This window comes from Nocardia huaxiensis (assembly GCF_013744875.1).
GTDB lineage: Bacteria > Actinomycetota > Actinomycetes > Mycobacteriales > Mycobacteriaceae > Nocardia > Nocardia huaxiensis.
In genome coordinates, this window is the sequence record NZ_CP059399.1 from 5,938,005 (window position 1) to 5,958,013 (window position 20,009).

The 20,009-nt window shown below is 66.9% G+C and carries 22 protein-coding genes and 3 tRNA genes; 7 read left to right on the forward strand and 18 right to left on the reverse strand.

The features are described from left to right. Nucleotides 1–71: 71 nt before the first annotated feature. The gene (locus tag H0264_RS26835; RefSeq protein WP_181580130.1) at nucleotides 72–764 is read left to right on the forward strand and encodes an alpha/beta hydrolase; all 693 of its coding nucleotides are present in this window, start codon (nucleotides 72–74) and stop codon (nucleotides 762–764) included. A gap of 59 nt (nucleotides 765–823) precedes the next feature. On the opposite strand, the gene msrA is transcribed toward H0264_RS26835, so the two are convergent. Beyond that, on the reverse strand, nucleotides 824–1,339 hold the full coding sequence (gene msrA, locus H0264_RS26840; RefSeq protein WP_181580131.1) for a peptide-methionine (S)-S-oxide reductase MsrA: 516 nt from the start codon (nucleotides 1,337–1,339) through the stop codon (nucleotides 824–826). 93 nt (nucleotides 1,340–1,432) lie between these two features. On the opposite strand from msrA, the gene H0264_RS26845 reads away from it, so the two are divergent. Beyond that, nucleotides 1,433–2,068, forward strand: a complete 636-nt coding sequence (locus H0264_RS26845; RefSeq protein ID WP_181580132.1) for a hypothetical protein — start codon at nucleotides 1,433–1,435, stop codon at nucleotides 2,066–2,068. A 21-nt stretch (nucleotides 2,069–2,089) separates the two neighbouring features. Further along, the gene (locus H0264_RS26850) at nucleotides 2,090–2,977 is read left to right on the forward strand and encodes an LLM class flavin-dependent oxidoreductase (protein WP_181580133.1); all 888 of its coding nucleotides are present in this window, start codon (nucleotides 2,090–2,092) and stop codon (nucleotides 2,975–2,977) included. A 73-nt stretch (nucleotides 2,978–3,050) separates the two neighbouring features. Here H0264_RS26850 and H0264_RS26855 read toward each other — a convergent pair. The 3 genes from H0264_RS26855 to H0264_RS26865 all read right to left on the reverse strand — a co-directional run bounded on the left by H0264_RS26855 (nucleotide 3,051) and on the right by H0264_RS26865 (nucleotide 3,334). Continuing rightward, nucleotides 3,051–3,124: transfer RNA gene (locus tag H0264_RS26855), tRNA-Asp, on the reverse strand. 27 nt (nucleotides 3,125–3,151) lie between these two features. Beyond that, a tRNA-Asn gene (locus H0264_RS26860) sits at nucleotides 3,152–3,226 on the reverse strand. Between the two features lie 34 nt (nucleotides 3,227–3,260). Then, nucleotides 3,261–3,334: transfer RNA gene (locus H0264_RS26865), tRNA-Lys, on the reverse strand. A gap of 280 nt (nucleotides 3,335–3,614) precedes the next feature. Between H0264_RS26865 and H0264_RS26870 the strand changes: the two genes are divergently transcribed. The 3 genes from H0264_RS26870 (at nucleotide 3,615) to H0264_RS26880 (ending at nucleotide 6,251) form a co-directional block, all read left to right on the forward strand. Continuing rightward, the gene (locus tag H0264_RS26870) at nucleotides 3,615–4,481 is read left to right on the forward strand and encodes a hypothetical protein (protein ID WP_181580134.1); all 867 of its coding nucleotides are present in this window, start codon (nucleotides 3,615–3,617) and stop codon (nucleotides 4,479–4,481) included. Nucleotides 4,482–4,681: 200 nt separating this feature from the next. After that, on the forward strand, nucleotides 4,682–5,602 hold the full coding sequence (gene ku / locus H0264_RS26875) for a non-homologous end joining protein Ku (protein ID WP_181580135.1): 921 nt from the start codon (nucleotides 4,682–4,684) through the stop codon (nucleotides 5,600–5,602). 76 nt (nucleotides 5,603–5,678) lie between these two features. Then, nucleotides 5,679–6,251: a GNAT family N-acetyltransferase gene (locus H0264_RS26880; protein ID WP_181580136.1), complete on the forward strand. Its 573-nt coding sequence runs from the start codon at nucleotides 5,679–5,681 to the stop codon at nucleotides 6,249–6,251. Between the two features lie 25 nt (nucleotides 6,252–6,276). Here the strand turns inward: H0264_RS26880 and H0264_RS26885 are convergent, their stop codons facing one another. The 5 genes from H0264_RS26885 to H0264_RS26905 form a co-directional block, all read right to left on the reverse strand. Beyond that, nucleotides 6,277–6,900 (reverse strand): hypothetical protein, encoded by a 624-nt coding sequence (locus H0264_RS26885; RefSeq protein WP_181580137.1) that lies wholly within the window; start codon nucleotides 6,898–6,900, stop codon nucleotides 6,277–6,279. A gap of 124 nt (nucleotides 6,901–7,024) precedes the next feature. Continuing rightward, nucleotides 7,025–7,477, reverse strand: a complete 453-nt coding sequence (locus tag H0264_RS26890; RefSeq protein WP_181580138.1) for a DUF4189 domain-containing protein — start codon at nucleotides 7,475–7,477, stop codon at nucleotides 7,025–7,027. Nucleotides 7,478–7,596: 119 nt separating this feature from the next. After that, nucleotides 7,597–8,256 (reverse strand): transcriptional repressor LexA, encoded by a 660-nt coding sequence (gene lexA, locus H0264_RS26895; protein ID WP_181580139.1) that lies wholly within the window; start codon nucleotides 8,254–8,256, stop codon nucleotides 7,597–7,599. Nucleotides 8,257–8,346: 90 nt separating this feature from the next. Continuing rightward, nucleotides 8,347–10,515, reverse strand: coding sequence for an alpha/beta hydrolase family protein (locus tag H0264_RS26900; RefSeq protein WP_181580140.1), 2,169 nt, complete (start codon nucleotides 10,513–10,515; stop codon nucleotides 8,347–8,349). Next, the gene (locus tag H0264_RS26905; protein ID WP_181580141.1) at nucleotides 10,512–10,793 is read right to left on the reverse strand and encodes a hypothetical protein; all 282 of its coding nucleotides are present in this window, start codon (nucleotides 10,791–10,793) and stop codon (nucleotides 10,512–10,514) included. The genes H0264_RS26900 and H0264_RS26905 overlap by 4 nt, the downstream gene beginning before the upstream one ends. A 154-nt stretch (nucleotides 10,794–10,947) precedes the next feature. Here H0264_RS26905 and H0264_RS26910 point away from each other — a divergent pair, with 154 nt between their 5' ends. Further along, complete coding sequence (locus H0264_RS26910; RefSeq protein WP_181580142.1) at nucleotides 10,948–11,736, forward strand: bestrophin-like domain; 789 nt, start codon at nucleotides 10,948–10,950, stop codon at nucleotides 11,734–11,736. A 143-nt stretch (nucleotides 11,737–11,879) separates the two neighbouring features. Here H0264_RS26910 and H0264_RS26915 read toward each other — a convergent pair whose 3' ends face one another. The 9 genes from H0264_RS26915 to H0264_RS26955 all read right to left on the reverse strand — a co-directional run bounded on the left by H0264_RS26915 (nucleotide 11,880) and on the right by H0264_RS26955 (nucleotide 19,981). After that, nucleotides 11,880–12,242, reverse strand: a complete 363-nt coding sequence (locus H0264_RS26915) for a metal-sulfur cluster assembly factor (RefSeq protein WP_181580143.1) — start codon at nucleotides 12,240–12,242, stop codon at nucleotides 11,880–11,882. Continuing rightward, nucleotides 12,235–12,738, reverse strand: coding sequence for a Fe-S cluster assembly sulfur transfer protein SufU (sufU, locus tag H0264_RS26920; protein WP_181580144.1), 504 nt, complete (start codon nucleotides 12,736–12,738; stop codon nucleotides 12,235–12,237). Before sufU ends, H0264_RS26915 begins: the two co-directional genes overlap by 8 nt. Before the next feature lie 3 nt (nucleotides 12,739–12,741). Then, a complete protein-coding gene (locus tag H0264_RS26925) occupies nucleotides 12,742–13,995 on the reverse strand; it encodes a cysteine desulfurase (protein WP_181580145.1) in 1,254 nt (417 codons plus the stop codon). A gap of 5 nt (nucleotides 13,996–14,000) precedes the next feature. Continuing rightward, a complete protein-coding gene (gene sufC, locus H0264_RS26930; protein ID WP_181580146.1) occupies nucleotides 14,001–14,798 on the reverse strand; it encodes a Fe-S cluster assembly ATPase SufC in 798 nt (265 codons plus the stop codon). Nucleotides 14,799–14,836: 38 nt separating this feature from the next. Beyond that, nucleotides 14,837–16,015, reverse strand: coding sequence for a Fe-S cluster assembly protein SufD (sufD, locus tag H0264_RS26935; protein ID WP_181580147.1), 1,179 nt, complete (start codon nucleotides 16,013–16,015; stop codon nucleotides 14,837–14,839). Then, a complete protein-coding gene (gene sufB, locus H0264_RS26940) occupies nucleotides 16,015–17,451 on the reverse strand; it encodes a Fe-S cluster assembly protein SufB (protein ID WP_181580148.1) in 1,437 nt (478 codons plus the stop codon). The genes sufD and sufB overlap by 1 nt, the downstream gene beginning before the upstream one ends. Next, on the reverse strand, nucleotides 17,448–18,287 hold the full coding sequence (locus H0264_RS26945) for a helix-turn-helix transcriptional regulator (RefSeq protein WP_181580149.1): 840 nt from the start codon (nucleotides 18,285–18,287) through the stop codon (nucleotides 17,448–17,450). The genes sufB and H0264_RS26945 overlap by 4 nt, the downstream gene beginning before the upstream one ends. A gap of 148 nt (nucleotides 18,288–18,435) precedes the next feature. Then, complete coding sequence (locus tag H0264_RS26950) at nucleotides 18,436–19,005, reverse strand: peptide deformylase (RefSeq protein ID WP_181580150.1); 570 nt, start codon at nucleotides 19,003–19,005, stop codon at nucleotides 18,436–18,438. 49 nt (nucleotides 19,006–19,054) lie between these two features. Next, the gene (locus tag H0264_RS26955; RefSeq protein ID WP_220139847.1) at nucleotides 19,055–19,981 is read right to left on the reverse strand and encodes an alpha/beta fold hydrolase; all 927 of its coding nucleotides are present in this window, start codon (nucleotides 19,979–19,981) and stop codon (nucleotides 19,055–19,057) included. Nucleotides 19,982–20,009: the final 28 nt, after the last annotated feature.

Sequence of the window (20,009 nt, forward strand, 5' to 3'; positions counted from 1 at the left end):
TCGGGCGGGGCGTCCCGGCAGGTAGGCGGCCTAGCGTCGAGTGAAACCGAGCAGCGGAGAGGATGCACACCATGGCCGATACACCGGCAATCGTTCTGGTCCACGGGTTCTGGGGTGGGGCCGCCCACTGGGCGAAGGTCATCGTCGAATTGCGGCGGCGCGGCTACGGCTCGCTGCACGCGGTGGAGAATCCGCTCACCTCGCTCGCCGAGGATGCCGAGCGCACCCGGAAGATGGTGCGGCAGATCGACGGCCCGGTGCTGTTGGTCGGGCACGCCTACGGTGGCGCGGTCATCACCGAGGCCGGTGACCTGCCCAATGTGGTGGGGCTGGTCTATATCGCGGCCTTCGCGCCGGAGGCCGGGGAGAGCCCGGGGCAGCTCAGTCAGCGCACGCCACCGGCGGCGCTGCCCGATCTCGCACCCGACTCCGACGGGTACCTGTGGATCGCGCAGGACAGGTTCCGGGCGGATTTCTGTCAGGACCTGTCCGAGGACGAGGCGCTGGTCATGGCGGTCACCCAGAAGGCCCCGCTGGCGACCACGTTCGGTGACCCGGTCACCGCGCCCGCGTGGCGGGTGAAGCCCACCTGGTATCAGGTGTCGACGGCCGATCGCATGATCGATCCCGGCACCGAGCGCTGGATGGCCGAGCGGATGCGGCCGCGCGAGATCGTCGAGCTGGCGGCGAGCCATGCCTCCCTGGCCTCGCAGCCCGCGGCCGTCGCCGATCTCATCGATACCGCGGTGGCCGACCTGCGATGATCCCCGACAAAGCGAAAGCCCCTGCACAGCAGGGGCTTTCGTCGTTCACAGGGTGATTCTCACTCGGCGGCGGCAGGCCGCTTGGGCAGCTTCCAGCCCGGCCGCGGGAAGTGGCAGGTGTAGCCGTTCGGGTAGCGCAGCAGGTAGTCCTGATGCTCGGGCTCGGCCTCCCAGAAGGTGGCGGCCGGGGTCACCTCGGTGACGACCTTGCCCGGCCACAGTCCCGACGCGTCCACATCGGCGATGGTGTCGAGCGCCACCCGCTTCTGCTCGTCGTCGAGATAGAAGATGGCCGATCGATAGCTGCTGCCGATGTCATTGCCCTGCCGATCCACCGTGGACGGATCGTGGATCTGGAAGAAGAACTCCAGCAGCGCCCGGTAATCGGTCTCGCGCGGGTCGTAGACGATCTCGACGGCCTCCGCATGCCCCGGATGATTCCGGTAGTCGGGGTTGTCATTGGAGCCGCCGGTGTAGCCGACCCGGGTCGACAAAACACCCGGCTGCCTGCGAATCAGGTCCTGCATGCCCCAGAAACACCCACCGGCAAGAATCGCTGTACGCGTGTCGGTCACGCTTCCTCCTTCGTTCGGCCCTCCATACAACCCGCGCCACGGCTCGGAAGTTCCCTACCCGGACCACGAATCGGACACGGTTATATTCGGCGGATGCATTGGGACCAGATGACCGATACGACCGATGATCTCCGCCGCCGCGTCACCCGCCTCCGCTGCGGTGTGGGCCAGCTCGGCATCCTCGAGTCGATCATCGAAGCATCCTTCGGCCCCTGGCTCGGCGCCGTGGACGCCGACGGCCGCGGCGCGGCCGAACTCAGAATGCACCTCATCGGCCGGTTCCGCCTCACCGCAGTGGTCACCAGTGCCGGGAAGTTCAGCGTCATCCAGCTCAATGCGCCGAAGAAGATGGGCGGCGAACGCGTCCTGTCGCCCAAGGCCGCCCTCCGCAAAGGCTGGGAGGAAGCCGAGGAGGCGATGCCCAAGCAGCAGCAGTGGCTCGACTACGTCATGACCTGGGTCGAGGACGCCAGCGCCGCGGTGGACCGGCGAGCCATTCTCGAACACCAGCTCAAAGGCGCCGACCGCCGCCTGGTCGCCCTCGAGAACACCCTCGAGGGGCTCCGGGCCAACCTGCGCGAACGCGAACAGGTCCGCGACGAACTGGCCGCCGAGGTCGAGCAGATCCGCCGCGACCTGCGCACCGAACTGGAAGCCCGCGCCGCCAAACGCGGCGTCACCCTGCCCCCGCTGGACGAAACCGACTCGCCCGCACCGTCATCCCTGTGACGGGGCTGGCATGATCGCGGGGTGAATCTACGTTTCGGTATTCAGTGGGCGCCGACGGTGACCGAGCTGCCGCGGCTGCGCGCGATGGCCAAGGAGGCGGACCGGGAAGGGCTCGACCTGCTCGGCATTCAGGATCACCCGTACTCGGGCGGCCTCGCCGACACCTTCGCGGTGATCGCCACCATACTGGCGGAAACCGAACGGCTGCGGGTCTTTCCGGATGTGGCCAGCCTGCCGCTGCGCGGCCCCGCCATGCTCGGCAAGCAGGCCGCGACCCTGGATCTGCTCAGCGGCGGCCGATTCGAACTCGCCCTGGGCGCGGGCGCTTTCTGGCCCGCCATCGGCGCGATGGGCGGCCCCGTCCGCTCCAATCCCGAAGCGCTGCAAGCCCTCGAGGAAGCCACCGCCATCATCCGCGCCATGTGGCACCCCGGCACCAAGGCGAAAGTCGTAGGGGCCCACTACACCGTGAAGGGCGTCCAATCCGGCCCCGCCCCCGCCCACCCGGTCGGCATCTGGTTCGGCAGCGTCGGCCCCAGGGCCAACGCCCTCACCGGCCGCATAGCCGACGGCTGGGCCGCCCCCATCCCGCACTACCTGCCCTACGAGAAATGGCAAGCGACACAGGACATCATCTCCGCCGCCGCCCTCGACGCAGGCCGCAACCCCACCGACATCATGCGCATGGCCCAACTCGTCGGCACCATCACCGAAGCCCCCGGCCAGGTCACCCTCCAAGGTGAGAATCCCATCCGCACCGACGCCGCCGGCTGGGCCGCCGTCCTCGCCGACCTGGCCACCGAAACCGGCTTCGACACCTTCGTCTACTGGCCCGAATCCTCCGACGAAACCCAACTCCGTCGCTGGATCAACGACGTAATCCCCGCCACCCGAGCCCTCCTGGCCTGACAAGCAAGATCAGGGAGCTCGCACGGCGGCGGTTCGGACACATTCCCGCCACCAGAGCTCCCTGATCGTGAAGTCGACCCGACGGGATTCGAACCCGCATCCTCCGCCGTGACAGGGCGGCGCTCTCAGCCGTTGAGCTACGGATCGTTCGGCCCGACGCCGGGTGGCGTCGGGTGGCTGGCTCGGCAGGGATCGAACCTGCGATTCTCCGCTCAACAGGCGGACGCTCTGCCCCTGAGCTACGAGCCAATGCGGGGCGACGGGGGTCGGACCCCCGGCGCCGCGCCCCCGCCAGGGCTCGAACCTGGGACCCGCCGCTTAAAAGGCGGCTGCTGCTACCCGCTGAGCTACAGAGGCTTCCGGACGAGCCCCGAAGGGCTTGCGGTACAACTACGTTCGCAGGCGGCGGGGGCATCGCGCAATCGAATAAACCAACCGGAACGTATAGCAGGCTGAATTATGTTCCGCGCGAAGGGTTTTCGTACATTTCCCGCTTCGTGCGAGATAAGCTGAAGCCCTTCGTTCCCACAACTCGAGCCGCAGAAAGGCCGCGGTGAGTTCAGTGGCATTCCTTGGATCGCTACGCAATGCCGATACCCGACTGTGGATTTCGGGGGCAGGTCAGGGTGGGGGGTGGGTGGATCAGGCTCCGGTGCCGGGGGCCACCTCGCCGGAAGGGCCGGGGTTGGGGGTGTTTCAGCAGAATCTGCATATGGCCTGGCGGGCCGAGGATGAGACGGACAGCATTTGGCTGGCGTGTACGGGGGACGGGGAGGTGTGGACCTCGCCGTGGAATGTGGCGAATGTGGGGACGTCCGAGGCGCCTGCACTCGCCACCGTGAACGATCTGGGCGGGGAGACGCTGTACATGGCGTGGAAGGGGGCGGGTGGGGATCAGAGTATCTACTGGTCCGCGTCCGCCGATGGGCGCAAGTGGGAGGACCAGCAGATTCTCGGGGGTGCGGAGACATCCCGGTCGCCGAGCCTGGTGGTGTTTCGGGGTGCGCTGCAGGCGTTCTGGCGCGGGGGTGAGCATTTGATCACCTCCAATCAGGGGATCTACACATCGATTCGCGGGAGTGCGGGGTGGAGCGCGCCGGCTGTCGTGCCAGGGGTGGCGTCGGCGGAGAGTCCGGCACTCGCGGTGCTCGGGGATACGTTGTACCTCGCCCATCGGGGAACCAAGGCCACCCTCGACAATGACAAGTGGATCCGGTTGTGGAGCACCACCAATGGGGTGACCTGGGTGTCTCGGGCCACTCCGCCGGACGCGTACACCGATCTCGCGCCCGCGCTGGCCGCGCAGGACGGGCGGCTGCATCTGGCCTGGAAGTCGGCCAGTGGCAATGAGATCTGGTATTCGTCGTTCGACGGGGAGCAGAGCTGGCAGCCGCCAACGCGGGCCGCGGCCTTCGAAACCGGTTGCGCCCCAGCCCTGTGCGCGTTCCGCCAGGGACCGGGAGTCACCGAATTGCAGTTGGCCTGGCGCGGTTCGACGCTCTAGGTAATCGGGCTGCGGACAGACGTGGTGGCGATGCGCCGTGCGGTAGACGCGGGCCGATCGCCACCACACTGCCCGGATGGGGTCGCCGACGTTGGCGGGGCGAGGCCGCCGGGCAGGACGGGTAAGTGCCGGGACCGTAAGTCGCAGGTCAACGGCGATTCGGGCAGACGGGACGAATGGTCGAACGTACAGTGGGGGGCATGAGGTCCATCTGGAAGGGCTCCATCGCGTTCGGACTGGTGAACGTCCCCGTGAAGGTGTACACCGCCACGGAGGACCACGACATCAAGTTCCACCAGGTGCATGCCGCCGACGGCGGCCGGATCCGCTATGAGCGGGTGTGCACGGTCGACGGCCAGCCGGTGCAGTATTCCGACATCGACAGGGCCTACGAATCCCCCGAGGGCGATCGGGTGATTCTCACCGACGAGGACTTCTCGAAACTCCCCGCGGCCGAGAAACACGAGATCCCGGTCCTGCAATTCGTGCCCGCCGATCAGATCGACCCGATTCTCTACGACAAGAGCTACTACCTGGAACCGGATTCGAACACCCCGAAAGCGTATGTGCTGCTCGCCAAAACCCTCGAAGAGGTGGATCGGGTGGCACTCGTGCATTTCACGCTGCGGCAGAAGACCCGGCTGGGTGCGCTGCGGGTGCGCGACGGCGTGCTGGTGCTGCAGACCATGCTGTGGCCCGATGAAGTCCGGTCGGTGGCCTTCGACAAACTCGACGACGTCTCCGAGCCCAAGGCCCAGGAATTGAAGATGGCCGAGACCCTGGTCGAAACGCTGTCCGATGATTTCGATCCGAGCCTCTACGTGGACGAATATCAGATCGAATTGAAGAAACTGCTCGACGAGGCCATTGCCAGCGGCAGCAGCAAGGTGAAACGCGCCCCGGAAACCGCCGCCCCGGAAATGGATGCCGAGGTCGTGGACCTGGTCGCCGCCCTGCAGCGCAGCCTGGAAGCCTCCGGCCGCAAGGTCGGCAAGACCACCCCGAAAGCCGCCGCGAAACCGGCCGCGGACAAACCCGCCAAGGCCGCGGCCAAGAAAACCGCCGCCAAGAAGACCGCGAAGAAGGCCCCGGCCAAACAAGCCACCCGCAAGGGCGCGTGACCGGCGGCGTGGGCGCCACCACAGCACCGCTCGCGGATTCGACATGCCATAGCATCCGCCTGGCAAACTAGCGGGCATGGAATCCGACATAGCCGCCGATATCGCCATCGTCTCGATGGGTCTCGGTCACCTGCGCCAGGTCATCGACCTCGGCTACCAGGTGTTCGACACCCGTACCAAGCCCTACACCTCGTGGTCGCTGACCTCGGTGGCCGAGCACCTCGACAGTGCGGGACGCTCCTGCTGGGTGGCGGTGGATTCCGATCGCGTCGTCGGATTCGTGCTCGCGTCCATGGAATTCGAGCTGCGCGACGACTGGGCGTACCTGGAATGGATCGCGGTCGACCCGGAAATGCAGGGCCGAGGCATTGCCGGACGGCTCATGACGGTCTGCTGCGACACGCTTTTCAAGCACGGCGCCCGCCGCATCGTCACCGATGTGGAGAACCACAACACCGCCTCGGCCTCCATGATGCGCAAGAACGGCTTCACCGAGGGCACCACCGTCACGCTGTTCGTGCGACCGAACCCGGACGAGCCCGCCATCGAGGCCGATGAGCAGATCAGCCTCGGCCCCGGCACCAAACGCGACCTGATCCGGCGCGGCCGCATCACCGGCGACGGACGCCACGGCCGCCCGAAAGGCTAGCGGCCGCAGCGGGACTCACCGCGGTTCAATCGTCCTCGAGGGCGCGGGCCTGCCCCTCCCGGAAGAAGTCGACCAGCGCCGCCACCGTGGGCACGGCCGCACGGGTGCGCATGGCCCCGAACGGGGCGTTCCAGTACTCGCCGCGCCGCCGCGTCCACGGGCCCACATAGGCGTAGGGCTGCGGGTTCTCCCAATCTCCCGGGGAGACACCGAAGTTCACCTCACCCACCGAGACCGATAGATCGAAGTGCTCCGGCCACAGCACCGGCTGTTCGGCGGCGAAGCGGCGTAAGGCGGTGTCGCCCACCGCGAACCAGTCGTGCATGGTTTCGGCGGCGTCGCCGTCGAGGGAGAAGGGCTCGTCCGGGTCCATGTGCGTGCCGTCGTTGTAGAGGCCGCCGGGCGGCCCGTCGGCTTCGAAACCGGCGGTCATGGCCAGGTCGCGGTATGTGCCGTGCAATTTGGTGCGGCCCTGCGGCCACACCAGATCCGTTCCGGTCACCGACACCGGCCATTTGACACCGGTGAAGCCACCCAGCACGATGCGCATTCGAATGCTGCCGAAGCGCCGGTACTGCGGACCCGCGATCAGCAGCTCCGCCGCCGCGTGCAACGCGAACCGGGTGTCCTCGTAGGTAATGTCGTCCACACCGAAATCATGGCCGCCCGCATGGGCGTGTTGCTGGGAAATCGGGTTGGTGGGAAATGTGGTCCGGCAAAAACATGTGCGCCGCACCGGAGAATTCCGATGCGGCGCACAATCACTCGATAGCTCAGCGGGCGTTCGACGTGCAGGTCGACATGATGACCCGGCCCGTATTCCCCTGCGAGGAACCGAGGTCCAGCCCCTTGCCATTGCCCTTCAGATTGTCGATCGCGGCCTTCTCGGCCTCGACCTTGGTGCCCGCCCAGCCGGCGCCGAAGCGCCCGTCCGACGACTGCGACACCGCGCCGCAGGCATTGGCGAAATTGACGATGGCGTAGCAGTCGCCGCCACCACAGCTGTCGATGGCGGCCGCGTCGGCGCCACCGCTGTTGGTGTAGTCCACTGCGTAGGCCACATGGAAGGTGCTCCGCGAAACCGCGATCGCGCCGTACAGGTCGCCACCGGCGATCTCGAAGACCGGCCCTTCCTCCGCCGCCCCCGCGGGGCCGGCGGACACCGCGCCCATGGCGGCCATCGATGTGACTGCGAGGCCCATCCCGGCCTTGCGCAACAACGACATTCGACACTCCCGTGATGAATGGTGATATCGGCACGAATCATGGCCGAGCCCACCGACATTGTCCAATTCAGTCAGTGAAGCGCGCGGAGCTTCGATGCGGTCCCGGTGCGCCGGGCCGGTCACATCCGGCGCATGACCGAGACCACCTTGCCCAGCACGACCGCCTCGTCACCGTCGATGACGGAGTAGGCGGGGTTCCGCGGCTCCAAATATACGTGCCCATTGCTGCGGCGGTAGACCTTCACCGTGGCTTCGCCGTCGATCATGGCCGCCACGATCTCCCCGGTGTGCGCTTCGTGCTCTTTGCGGACAACCACGATGTCGCCGTCGCAGATGGCGGCGTCGACCATGGAGTCACCCCGGACGCGCAGGGCGAATACAGTGCCACGACCAACCAGTTCACGTGGCAGCGACAACATGTCGTCGGCATGCTCCTCGGCCAGGATCGGCGTGCCCGCGGCGATATCGCCCACCACCGGAACCGTCACCTGCTCCTCGGACTGCCGCTCCTGCGGACCGGTGCCCTGCAGGAACATGCGCACGTCGATCGGCCGCGTCATGGTGTCGCTGCGGCGCAGGAACCCGCGATCCTCCAGCGCGTTCAAATGCTTCGACACCGACGACGAGGATTTCAGGCCCACCTCGTCCCCGATCTGCCGGGTGTTCGGCGGATAGCCGTGCCGCACCACATGGTCCCGGATGACACCGAGAATGTGCTGCTGGCGCGGGGGTAGCGTCGAGGTGTCGAGGTGCTCGAAGTCGTAGTCGTAACCGGTCACCGAGGCATCCTAAGCGCGCGGGGCACACCTGCCCCACCGCCGACGCGCGGTCGCACGCGTGTTGCCGCACATCGGCTCGCCCCACGCGGATCAGGTCAGCACGGGGACCGACACCTCCACGCCCGCATCGAGTCTGGCCTGATAGTGCGGATTGGAGAAGGCGAGGAAGGGGCGGGCTCCGTCCAGACCGAGGCGGCGCACCCGGTCGGACATAGGGTGAGTTGTTCCGGCGCGCAGGCGGATTCGCGGGGCCGGGTGGACACGCTGGCCGCCGCGAGTGTCGATGAGTGCGCGCAGCGTGCGCGTGTGCAGGATGGAATAGGTGACCAGGTCCAGCTCCGGGCCCGGCAGCCACGGGCCGAGAGGGCCGTCGAGCGTGAGAGCCGTGTCGCCGTCGACCATGGCCGCGGCGTGCAGGCGGCCACGCGTCAATGACACGTCGACCGAGGCGGAAAAGGCGGGGTATCCCCAGATTTCGGTGGCGAGAGTGGCGGCGCGGGCAGCACCGGCGGCCACATCGGTGATATGGATGCCCGAGCCGCGACGGTCGCCCTTGGCCAGGAAGTCCGTCCAGACGCGCAGGCGGCGCTGCTGCCACGGATCGTGCACGGCGATGCCGATCGCGAGGTCGTCGAACGCGCCGATCGTGGTGCGGGTGAAGTGGCGGGCCGCGACCATCACGATGGCGTGGTTTCCGAGGAGAGCGGGTTGTAAGCCCGTCGCCCCCAGTTCTTTTCGCGCGATGTCGGCATCGGCGAGGAAGAAGGCGGTGACGGCGGCGCTGTCCGAGCAGCGCACCGGCAGTTCGATCATGCCGGAGGAGGTCGGGACGGTAGCGGTGGCGACGGTGAGAAACGGGAAGCCGTCGGGGGCGCGGACTTCGTCGTAGATGCGATAGGCCTGGTCGCGCTGCACCGGGCCACGGTATGGGAGCAGCGCCGCGTCGAGGTGCGCGCGGGCTTCGGGCAGGTCGTCGCGCATATTGTCGAGGTACTTCAGGACATGGTGACAGTCCGGGAACTGATGGGTGCCGTCGCTGTAATCGACCACGTACCAATGGGGTTGGTGATGGAACGGCGATCCGGGGCCTTGGCCGTCCAGGCTGGGGATCAGGTCGTGCTGATTGGTGATGGTGGCGACGAAGGCGTTCTCCGGCGGCTGTTTGAAGTCCACCGGTGCGCCGACCGCGATCACATGCGTGACGCGATACCGGCCGTGAAATGCCGGGTCCTGCGCCAGATTCATCACGGCCGCACCACCTTCGCTGTGACCGATGAGTGCGATCTCCGCGCCGTCGGGGACACCGAACGCGGCGATGCTCTTCCCCAGCGCCCGCGTATACGGTGACTCGTTCTTCAGCGTATTGCGCCACGCGCCGACGAGATCCTGCGGAGAATCGTTGCGCGGCATGCCACATTGCATGCCGGGCGCGAACACCGCATACCGCACGACACCGTCGCTCCCCCGCATCTCCTGCAGATAGACGCGGCCATTGTTCTCCAGCACCGCGAGGTTCCGCAGGAATCCGACCACGCTGCCCTCGGTGCTCATGAGCGCCTGCTCGTGTGGCTCCAAGGCGACCGGATGCGCGTCTCCCGTACCGACATCCCAGCGGCACACGGCGTCGACGGTCACGCCGAACAGCGGTATCTGCGTGACGGGCCGCCCGCACGCGATCTCCCAGCCGGCCGTGTCGTTCCACGGGTTGTCGTCGAGCAGCGCGTTGACAGCGAGCATTTCTGTGATGATGGGCGCGATGTGATGCAGGGTGTCGCCCAGTCCCCGCTCCCGCACCAGCCTGCGCAGCGCCCGCACGGCCTCGAGCGAACGATCGGATTCCACGGCCGCCACCAGATCCGCGACCAACTCGTCCTCGACGATCTCCGGATGCTGCCGCGCCACCGCCGCGATGCGCAGCCGCAGCGAGGTGACCGCGATCAACGCGTCCAGGCTCTCGTGCCCGGTGAGAATGCTCAACCGCCGCGCGGAACCACCGATCACGCCCTGCTGCAAGGGATATCCGAGCCCGCGCGGGTTCATCCCGGCGCGCAGCAGCGCCCGTTCGGCGGGCAGCCCGGTCCGGGGCGTGCGAACCGCGGTGCCGAGCAGTCCACTGCCGGTGAGCGTTTCGGTGATCCGTTCCCCCACCTCGCGAATGTCATTCGCCACGCGGGCGATTTCCACTGCGGCCCTGCGTATTTCCTCCAGTTCGCCGGTGTAGACACCGCTGTTCCCGGCGAGGTCGGCGGTAGCCGTCATAGTCGGCCCATCCCCGGCACGGCGACTCGCACGACAGGCCCGGCGGTTCGGACGGAAGAGATCGCCCGCGCGTGCTCGTCGAGCCGGTCCGCCGCCTCGGCCAGATCGCCCGCGGCGATCAGGCAGCGCTCGATGTGTTCACCGACGGTTCGCTCGAACCAGTCCGGCGCGGTCCCCGCTCCCCCGACCCGATCCGCGATATCCCGCAACGCCTGCGCCCGCTCCGCGAGCAATCGCGCATCGTCCCGTGTCCGCCGAGCCAACTCCGCACAGTCCATGCCGGTAACCTCCGCTGCCCGTTCGGCGCCGTCACGGCGCGATTCGGATGGTCGGGAACCCACACAACCACGGCAAATTTTCCGCTAATAATATGGGCATCCGGCCGTTTCCGCGGCCGAACGTGATTCCTTGCAGCGATACGCGGGAGTGCGCATGCTGAGCTGGATCCACGATTTACCCGCGTGGGCGGGCTACCTGACCGTCACCGGCGTTGCCGTGGCCCTGCAATGCGGGGGCGTCCTGCTGCTGCGCCCGGTGGTGACGAAGTCTTTCGGCGCGGAGCGGGCGAAGGACGAGATGATCACCGTGGTGCTCACCGTCGGCGGCATCTTCTACGGGTTGCTGCTGGGCTTGATCGCGGTGGCCGGGCTAGAGTCCTACGATGCGGCGAAGTCGGTTGTCGCCGACGAATCCGCCACTCTCAGTACGCTTTACCGCGAAGTGTCGGCCTACCCCGAACCGGAGCGCAGCCTGCTCCGGCAGGATCTGGCGGCCTACACCGACAATGTCATCACCGTCGCCTGGCCCGCGCTGCGACGCGGTGACGAACCCACCGGTGGCACCGCCCTGGTGACCCGATTCCAGGAACACCTGCTGGCCTTCCAGCCCCGGACCGAAGCCGAATCCATCGTGCACGCCGCCACCATCGACCAGTTCGCGGACTTCGATCAACAGCGCCGCCACCGCATCGGCGCGGCCGCCTCCAGCCTGCCCGATGTGCTCTGGTGGGCCATCGTCCTCGGCGGCGCCATCACCCTGGCCCTGCTCAGCTTCTACGACCTGACCAGCCGCACCGTCCACCTGCTCCTGGGCGGCCTGCTCGCCTTCTTCCTGGGCACGATTATCTTCCTCATAGCCGCCCTCGACCAGCCCTTCCGCGGCGACCTGGGCGTCACCTCCGAGCCCTACGAGCGCGTCTACCACCACGTCATGCACCGCTAGCCCGGCACTCGTGGAGCCGGCCGTGGGAACCAATGCCGCGCAGACCGTCCGGATCGATGGCCCTCCCATTGCGAAACACCTACTCCAGCAACGCAATGCGGGCCAACCCCAGAGGGATCGGCCCGCATCGGGGTGCTGTGCGACTAGACGGTGAAACCCAAGGCGCGCAACTGGTCCCGGCCGTCTTCGGTGATCTTGTCGGGACCCCACGGGGGCATCCAGACCCAGTTGATCTGGAGGTCTTCGACGAGGCCGCTGCGGACCAGGGCGTTGCGGGCCTGGTCTTCGATGACGTCGGTCAGCGGGCAGGCCGGGGAGGTGAGGGTCATGTCGATCTTGGCGATCTGATCCTCGACCTTGAGGCCGTAGACCAGGCCGAGGTCGACGACATTGATGCCGAGTTCGGGGTCGACGACATCGCGCATGGCCTCCTCGAGGTTCTCGAGGTGCTCGATCTCCTCCGGGGTCAGCTGGACCTCGGCCGGCTGTTCGGTGGTGTCACTCATCGGTTTTCGTCTCCCCGTTGACTGTTTCGGTAGAAAGCGCCGGCGACTTGGTTTCCTCGGCGGAGGCTATCCGCACCACGGCGTCCTTGAACGCCATCCAGCCCAGCAGGGCGCACTTCACGCGGGCCGGGTACTTGGCGACGCCGGCGAAGGCGATGCCGTCGCCGATCACGTCTTCGTCGCCCTCGACGGTGCCGCGGCTGGTGATCATCTCGTCGAAAGCCTCGACGACCTTCATGGCCTGCTGCAGCGGCAGGCCGATGACCTGATCGGTGAGCACCGACGTGGACGCCTGACTGATGGAGCAGCCCTGGCCGTCGTAGGAGACGTCGACCACGTCGCCCTTGTCGTCGAGCTGCACGCGCAGGGTCACCTCGTCACCGCAGGTCGGGTTGACGTGATGCACCTCGGCACCGAACGGCTCGCGTAGGCCGCGGTGGTGCGGGTGCTTGTAGTGGTCCAGGATGACTTCCTGGTACATCTGCTCCATGCGCATGACTTATGCAACTCCGAAGAAGCTCTGGGCCTTCCGCACGGCGGCGATCAGCGCGTCGACCTCGTCGAGGGTGTTGTAGACGGCGAAGGAGGCGCGGGCGGTCGCGGCCACACCGAACCTGCGGTGCAGCGGCCAGGCGCAATGATGACCGACACGGATGGCCACACCCTCGTCGTCGAGGATCTGGCCCACATCGTGGGCGTGGATGCCGTCGACCACGAAAGCCACTGCGCCACCGCGGTTCACGGTGTCGGCGGGGCCGATGATGCGGACACCGCTGATCTTGGACAGGCCCTCGAGCGCCGCGGTGACGAGCGAGTGCTCGTGCGCCGCAACAGCATCCATGCCGATCGCTTCCAAATACCGCACGGCCGCACCCAATCCGACGACCTGCGAGGTCATCGGCACTCCGGCCTCGAAACGCTGCGGCGGGGCGGCGAAGGTGGAGTGGTCCATGAACACGGTCTCGATCATGGAACCACCGGTGATGAACGGCGGGGTCTCCTCGAGCAGCGCGTAGCGGCCGTACAGCACGCCGACGCCGGAGGGGCCGAGCATCTTGTGGCCGGAGAAGGCGGCGAAGTCGACGCCCAGCTCACGGAAGTTCACCGGCATGTGCGGCACCGACTGGCAGGCGTCCAGCACCACCAGCGCGCCGACTTCCTTTGCGCGGCGCACCAATTCCTCCACCGGCGCGACCGCACCGGTGACATTGGACTGGTGGGTGAACGCGACAACCTTGGTGGCCGAAGACAATTCGAGCGAATCGAGATCGATGCGACCGTCGTCGGTGATGCCGTACCACTTCAGGGTGGCGCCGGTGCGGCGCGCGAGCTCCTGCCACGGAACGAGATTCGCGTGATGCTCGAGCTCGGTGATGACGATCTCGTCGCCGGGGCCGACGTGGTAGGGGAACCGGTCGTCGGCGAAGGCGTAGGTCACCAGGTTCAGCGACTCGGTCGCGTTCTTGGTGAACACGATCTCGTCGGCGCGCACGCCCACGAAGCGGGCGATGTCGGCGCGAGCGCCCTCGTAGGCATCGGTGGCCTCTTCGGCCAGCTGATGAGCACCACGATGCACCGCCGCATTGCGCTGGACGAGGAAATCGCGTTCAGCCTCCAGCACCTCCATCGGCCGCTGCGCGGTGGCTCCGGAATCCAAGTAGACCAAGGGTTTTCCGTCGCGCACCGTGCGGCTGAGGATCGGGAAGTCGGCGCGGATGCGGGCGACGTCCAAAGCGGGCACCGTGGTGGTCATAGTTCTTAAGCTCCTACTGCAGCAGCTGTATCGGATTCGCGGCCCGCCGCGGTAAAGCGCACGTAGCCATTCGCGTCGAGTTCCTCGGCCAGTTCCGGGCCACCCTCGGCGACGATGCGACCGCCCACGAACACGTGGACGAAGTCGGGCTGGATGTAGCGCAGGATGCGGGTGTAGTGGGTGATCAGCAGCACGCCGCCGGTCTCCCGCTCCTTGTAACGATTCACACCCTCGGAAACAATCCGCAGCGCGTCGACGTCGAGGCCCGAGTCGGTCTCGTCGAGGATGGCGATCTTCGGCTTGAGCAGGCTCAGCTGCAGGATCTCCTGGCGCTTCTTCTCACCACCGGAGAAGCCCTCGTTCACCGAGCGGTCGCCGAAGGCCGGATCGATCTCCAGCTCGGCCATGTTCTCCTTGACTTCCTTCACCCAGGTGCGCAGCTTGGGGGCCTCGCCGCGGATGGCGGTCGCGGCGGTGCGCAGGAAGTTGGAGACGGAGACGCCCGGAACCTCGACCGGGTACTGCATGGCCAGGAACAGGCCGGCGCGCGCCCGCTCGTCGACGGACATCTCGAGGACGTCCTCGCCGTCGAGGGTGATGGAGCCCTGGGTCACGGTGTACTTGGGGTGGCCCGCGATGGCGTACGACAGGGTCGACTTGCCGGAACCGTTGGGGCCCATGATCGCGTGGGTCTCGCCCGACTTCACGGTCAGGTTCACGCCCTTGAGGATCTTGATGGGCTCGCCGTTTTCATCGGGGTTGGCGACCTCGACGTGCAGGTCCTTGATTTCCAGGGTGGTCATCGAATTCGAATTCCTTTGCGGGAGTGGGAAGTATGTGATCAGACGCCGACAGCGGCGAGTTCGGCCTCGATGGCCGCCTCGAGCCGCTCCCGGACCTCGGGGACCGAAATCTTGAGGATGATCTCGTGGAAGAAGCCGCGCACGACCAGACGTCGCGCCGCCTCCTCCGGAATACCGCGCGAGCGCAGGTAGAACAGCTGCTCGTCGTCGAAACGCCCGGTGGCGGCAGCGTGTCCGGCCCCGACGATCTCGCCGGTCTCGATCTCCAGGTTCGGCACCGAGTCGGCGCGCGCGCCGTCGGTGAGCACCAGGTTGCGGTTCACCTCGTAGGTGTCGGTGCCCTCGGCGGCGGCGCGAATGAGCACATCGCCCACCCACACGGTGTGCGCGTCCGGCTTCGAGGAGTTCGGATCGCCCTGCAGCGCACCCTTGTACTGCACGTTCGACTTGCAGTTGGGCTGCGAGTGATCGACCAGCAGGCGCTGCTCGAAGAACTGGCCGTCATCGGCGAAGTAGAGGCCCAGCAGTTCGGCGTCGCCGCCCGGACCCGCGTAGCGGACATTGCCGGTCAGGCGCACCACATCGCCACCGAGGGTGACATTGGTGTGGCGCAGGGTGGCGTCGCGACCCAGTTTGGCGTGGTGCGCGGTGACGTGCACGGTGTCGTCGGCCCAGTCCTGGACGATGACGACATTCAGCGCGGCGGAGTCGCCGAGCACGAATTCCACGTTCTCCGCGTAGGTTCCGCTGCCGCGCTGGTCCACGACCACGGTGGCGCGGGCGAAGTTGCCCAGGCGGACCTGGAGGTGGCCGTAGGCGACCTTGCCCTCGCCCGGACCGGTGATGGTCACGGTGACCGGCTCGGCCACTTCGGTTTCCGCGCCGACCGACACGATGGTGGCCTGCTCGAAGCCCGAGTACGCCTGCGCGGCAACACGATCGGTGGGCACGCCGCCCTCGCCGAGGCGAGAGTCGTTGCGCTCCACAGTCTCCACGGTCACACCGGCGACCTCGGTCACCTCGACGGTGGCCCGGCCGTCACGCACGGCGGTGCCGTCGTGCAGGCCGTTGAGGCGGCGCATCGGGGTGAAGCGCCACGCCTCATCCCGACCCGACGGCACCTCGAAGGCGTTCACGTCGAACGACGCGAACACTTCGCCCTTGTTCACTGCGGGCGTACGAGCCTCTGCGGCTTCGGCAACGTTCTCGACGGCCATCAGCCGACGGCTCCTTCCATCTGCAGTTCGATCAGGCGGTTCAGCTCGAGCGCGTACTCCATGGGCAGTTCCTTGGCGATCGGCTCCACGAAGCCGCGCACCACCATCGCCATGGCCTCGTCCTCGGTGAGACCGCGCGACATCAGGTAGAACAGCTGATCCTCGGACACCTTCGAGACGGTCGCCTCGTGGCCCATGGTCACGTCGTCCTCGCGGATGTCGACGTAGGGGTAGGTGTCGGAGCGAGAGATGTTGTCCACCAGCAGCGCATCACACTTGACGGTCGACTTGGACGCGTACGCGCCCTTGTTCACCTGCACCAGACCGCGGTAGGAGGCACGGCCACCGCCGCGCGCCACCGACTTGGAGATGATGTTCGACGAGGTGTGCGGCGCCAGGTGCAGCATCTTCGCGCCGGTGTCCTGGTGCTGGCCCTCGCCGGCGAAGGCGATGGAGAGCACCTCGCCCTTGGCGTGCTCACCGGTCATCCACACGGCCGGGTACTTCATGGTGACCTTGGAGCCGATATTGCCGTCGACCCATTCCATGGTCGCGCCCGCCTCGGCCTTGGCCCGCTTGGTGACCAGGTTGTAGACGTTGTTCGACCAGTTCTGAATGGTGGTGTACCGGCAGCGGCCACCCTTCTTCACGATGATCTCCACGACCGCGGAGTGCAGCGAGTCCGAGCTGTAGATCGGCGCGGTGCAGCCCTCGACGTAGTGCACGTAGGCATCCTCGTCGACGATGATCAGCGTGCGCTCGAACTGACCCATGTTCTCGGTGTTGATGCGGAAGTACGCCTGCAGCGGGATGTCGACGTGCACGCCCGGCGGCACGTAGATGAACGAACCACCCGACCACACAGCCGAATTCAGCGCGGAGAACTTGTTGTCACCCGACGGGATGACCGAGCCGAAGTACTGCTGGAACAGCTCCGGGTGCTCCTTGAGACCGGTATCGGTGTCGAGGAAGATGACGCCCTGCTTCTCCAGATCCTCACGGATGGAGTGGTAGACGACCTCGGACTCGTACTGCGCGGCGACACCGGCGACCAGGCGCTGCTTCTCCGCCTCCGGGATGCCGAGCTTGTCGTAGGTGTTCTTGATGTCCTCGGGCAGCTCTTCCCACGACGCCGCCTGCTTCTCCGACGACCGCACGAAGTACTTGATGTTGTCGAAGTCGATGCCCTCGAGGTTGGAACCCCAGTTCGGCATGGGCTTCTTGTCGAAGATGCGCAGCGCCTTCAGCCGGAAGTCGAGCATCCATTCGGGCTCGCTCTTCTTGGCCGAGATGTCGCGGACGACGTCCTCGGACAGGCCGCGCTTGGCACTGGCACCGGCGACATCCTTGTCGGCCCAGCCGTACTCATAGTTCCCCAGCGACGCGATGGTCTCTTCCTGGGTCAGCGGCTGCGCCTGGTCGGCGGTCGTCGTCATTCGGCACTCCTTCCGGAGTCGTGTGTAGAGGTCGTTGCGGGCTGAGCAACGGCAGGTCGTGCGGTCTTCTTAGCGGTATTCGGTTTGACGGTCGGCATGAGCAACGGCACGTGCGTGGTGCACGCGCAGTCGCCATTGGCGATGGTGGCCAGCCGCTGCACGTGCGTGCCGAGAATCTCCCGGAACGCCTCCAGTTCGGCGGCGCACAGCTCCGGAAATTCCTCGGCCACATGCGACACCGGGCAGTGGTGCTGGCAGATCTGCACGCCCGCACCGACTTTCCGGGTCGACGCGGCGAACCCGGCCTCGGAGAACGCGTCCGCGATCTCTTCGGCCTTGGCCTCGGTCTCGGCGGCGGTGTGCCCCTTGAGCCGATCGATGCCCGTGACAATGGCCCCGACCCGCTTGCGCGCGAAATCGACAATGGCCTTGTCGCCACCGATCTCACGCAACTGTCGCATCGCGGCACCGGCGAGGTCATCGTAGGCATGGCCCAGCCGGCCCCTGCCGGTGGAGGTCAGCTGATACTGCTTGGCCGGTCGGCCCCGCCCGCTCTGCTGCCATTTGGCCGAGCGGGTGGCCCGTGCCTCGCCCGATTCGATGAGCGCCTCGAGGTGCCTGCGCACCCCGGCGGGCGTGAGCCCCAGCCGCTCGCCGATGGCGGTCGCGGTGATCGGCCCCTCTTCCAGCAGCAGCTGGATGACGGCCTCACGGGTGTGGCCTTCACCGGTGGGCTCGGGCACGACAACAGTCCGGGCGCCCTTTCGGCGCCCGGTGCCTGTTCCCGCATTCCGCAAACCCACGGTTTTCACAACACAAGTGTGACGGAAATACATTCCGCGATCCAGTAAGGTTTGCCTGACTTAACGAGGGCGACCTGCGGGAACGCCCTCGGGTGTGACCTGCTGCACTGACGAACCGTCCGAATCGGGCGTAATTACGCAAGCCGCACGCACCGAAAACCCGTCCGGTGAGGTCTGCGACCTAGCCGTGGAAGGGATCCACATCCTGGCCGGGCAGCCATGAGCGACCGGGCTCGGTCCAGCCATTGGCCTTGATCATCTTGCGGGCCGCGCGCTGATTGCGGCCGATGAGGCGATCCAGATACAGGTGGCCGATGAGGTGGTCGGTCTCGTGCTGCAGGCAGCGGGCGAGATAGCCGGTGCCCTCGACGGCGACCGGGTTGCCCTCGACATCCACGCCGGTGACCTTTGCCCAGTCGGCGCGGCCGGTGGGATACCACTCGCCGGGAACCGACAGGCAGCCCTCGATATCGTCGTCCGGATCGGGCATGGTCTCCGGAATCTCGGACGTCTCGAGCACCGGGTTCACCACGTAGCCGCGATGCCGCACACCGTCGGCCATCAGGTCGTATACGAAAACGGCCCGAGGATCACCGATCTGGTTGGCCGCCAGCCCGGCCCCGCGCGCGGCGGTATTGGTCTCGAAGAGGGTGTCCACGAAAGCCGCCAGCTCCGAATCGAATTCGGTGACGGCAACGGCCGGCGCGCTCAGGCGCGGATCACCGGCGATGAGGATCGGTCGAATTGCCACTCGATCGAGAATAGAGCCCTGCCCGACGCGCTCGGCCGACCGGCCGGGCTCAGGCGGACAGGAAGTCCAGCAGCTCGCGGGCCACCTCGTCCGGGTTCTCCTCGGGCAGGAAGTGGCCGCCGCGCAAGGGTTTTCCGCGCACGTCCGGGGCCCAGCGCTGCCAGACGCGCAGGGGGTCGAAGGACTGGCCGACGAAACCCTTCTCGTCCCACAGCACTAGCACCGGGCATTCGATCCGGCGGACGCCCAGGTCACGGTGATCGTCGGCATAGTCGATGGTGGCGGCGGCGCGATACTCCTCGCAGATGGCCCGAATACCCTGCGGGGTCGCGAAATTGGTGATGTAGGCGGTGCGCAGCGACGGCGGGAAGACCGACGGATCGCTGGACCAGCTGTCGAGCATGTGATTGACGAACGTCGACGGCGAGCGGGCGATCATGATCTCCGGGATGGGGCGCGGGGCGGCCAGGAAGGTCCACACCCAGTGCGACAGCCACAGGTCGTGATCGCTGTGGTCGAAGACGTCACCGGTGGGGATGATGTCGAGAACCGCCAGGGCGGTGACGACTTCGGGATGATCGAGGGCCATGCGGTAGGCGCACCGGGCCCCGCGATCGTGGCCGGCCACGGCGAAGCGCGGAAAGCCGAGTTCGGCCATGACGGCCACCTGATCCCTGGCGAGGGTGCTCATGGCGTAGGGACTGTGGTCCGGAGTGCTCTCGGGTTTGCCGCTGGCGCCGAAGCCACGCAGGTCGGTGGCGACGACCGTGTGGTGACGGGCGAGTTCCGGCGCGACCCGATGCCACATGAGGTGCGTTTCGGGTATCCCGTGCAGCAGCAGCACGGGCGGCCCGGAGCCACCGCAGCGCCCGTGAATCGTGGTGCCGGACACGTCGATATCGAATTCGGAGAACCCGTCGAACATCTGTGCCTTCCCGTGGACGACGCGTTTTCCTCCGGGTACCCGTCCGGGCATCCGTCATTCGATAGTGGAGGTTTGTTTC

Excerpts from the sequence above, each read along its gene's own strand:
- H0264_RS26835 (WP_181580130.1), top strand. The coding sequence starts at position 72 with ATGGCCGATACACCGGCAATCGTTCTGGTCCACGGGTTCTGGGGTGGG.
- H0264_RS26845 (WP_181580132.1), top strand. The coding sequence starts at position 1,433 with ATGCATTGGGACCAGATGACCGATACGACCGATGATCTCCGCCGCCGC.
- ku (WP_181580135.1), top strand. The coding sequence starts at position 4,682 with ATGAGGTCCATCTGGAAGGGCTCCATCGCGTTCGGACTGGTGAACGTC.
- H0264_RS26880 (WP_181580136.1), top strand. The coding sequence starts at position 5,679 with ATGGAATCCGACATAGCCGCCGATATCGCCATCGTCTCGATGGGTCTC.
- H0264_RS26890 (WP_181580138.1), bottom strand. The coding sequence starts at position 7,477 with ATGTCGTTGTTGCGCAAGGCCGGGATGGGCCTCGCAGTCACATCGATG.
- H0264_RS26900 (WP_181580140.1), bottom strand. The coding sequence starts at position 10,515 with ATGACGGCTACCGCCGACCTCGCCGGGAACAGCGGTGTCTACACCGGC.
- H0264_RS26905 (WP_181580141.1), bottom strand. The coding sequence starts at position 10,793 with ATGGACTGTGCGGAGTTGGCTCGGCGGACACGGGACGATGCGCGATTG.
- H0264_RS26910 (WP_181580142.1), top strand. The coding sequence starts at position 10,948 with ATGCTGAGCTGGATCCACGATTTACCCGCGTGGGCGGGCTACCTGACC.
- H0264_RS26915 (WP_181580143.1), bottom strand. The coding sequence starts at position 12,242 with ATGAGTGACACCACCGAACAGCCGGCCGAGGTCCAGCTGACCCCGGAG.
- sufU (WP_181580144.1), bottom strand. The coding sequence starts at position 12,738 with ATGCGCATGGAGCAGATGTACCAGGAAGTCATCCTGGACCACTACAAG.
- H0264_RS26925 (WP_181580145.1), bottom strand. The coding sequence starts at position 13,995 with ATGACCACCACGGTGCCCGCTTTGGACGTCGCCCGCATCCGCGCCGAC.
- sufC (WP_181580146.1), bottom strand. The coding sequence starts at position 14,798 with ATGACCACCCTGGAAATCAAGGACCTGCACGTCGAGGTCGCCAACCCC.
- sufD (WP_181580147.1), bottom strand. The coding sequence starts at position 16,015 with ATGGCCGTCGAGAACGTTGCCGAAGCCGCAGAGGCTCGTACGCCCGCA.
- sufB (WP_181580148.1), bottom strand. The coding sequence starts at position 17,451 with ATGACGACGACCGCCGACCAGGCGCAGCCGCTGACCCAGGAAGAGACC.
- H0264_RS26945 (WP_181580149.1), bottom strand. The coding sequence starts at position 18,287 with ATGTATTTCCGTCACACTTGTGTTGTGAAAACCGTGGGTTTGCGGAAT.
- H0264_RS26955 (WP_220139847.1), bottom strand. The coding sequence starts at position 19,981 with ATGCCCGGACGGGTACCCGGAGGAAAACGCGTCGTCCACGGGAAGGCA.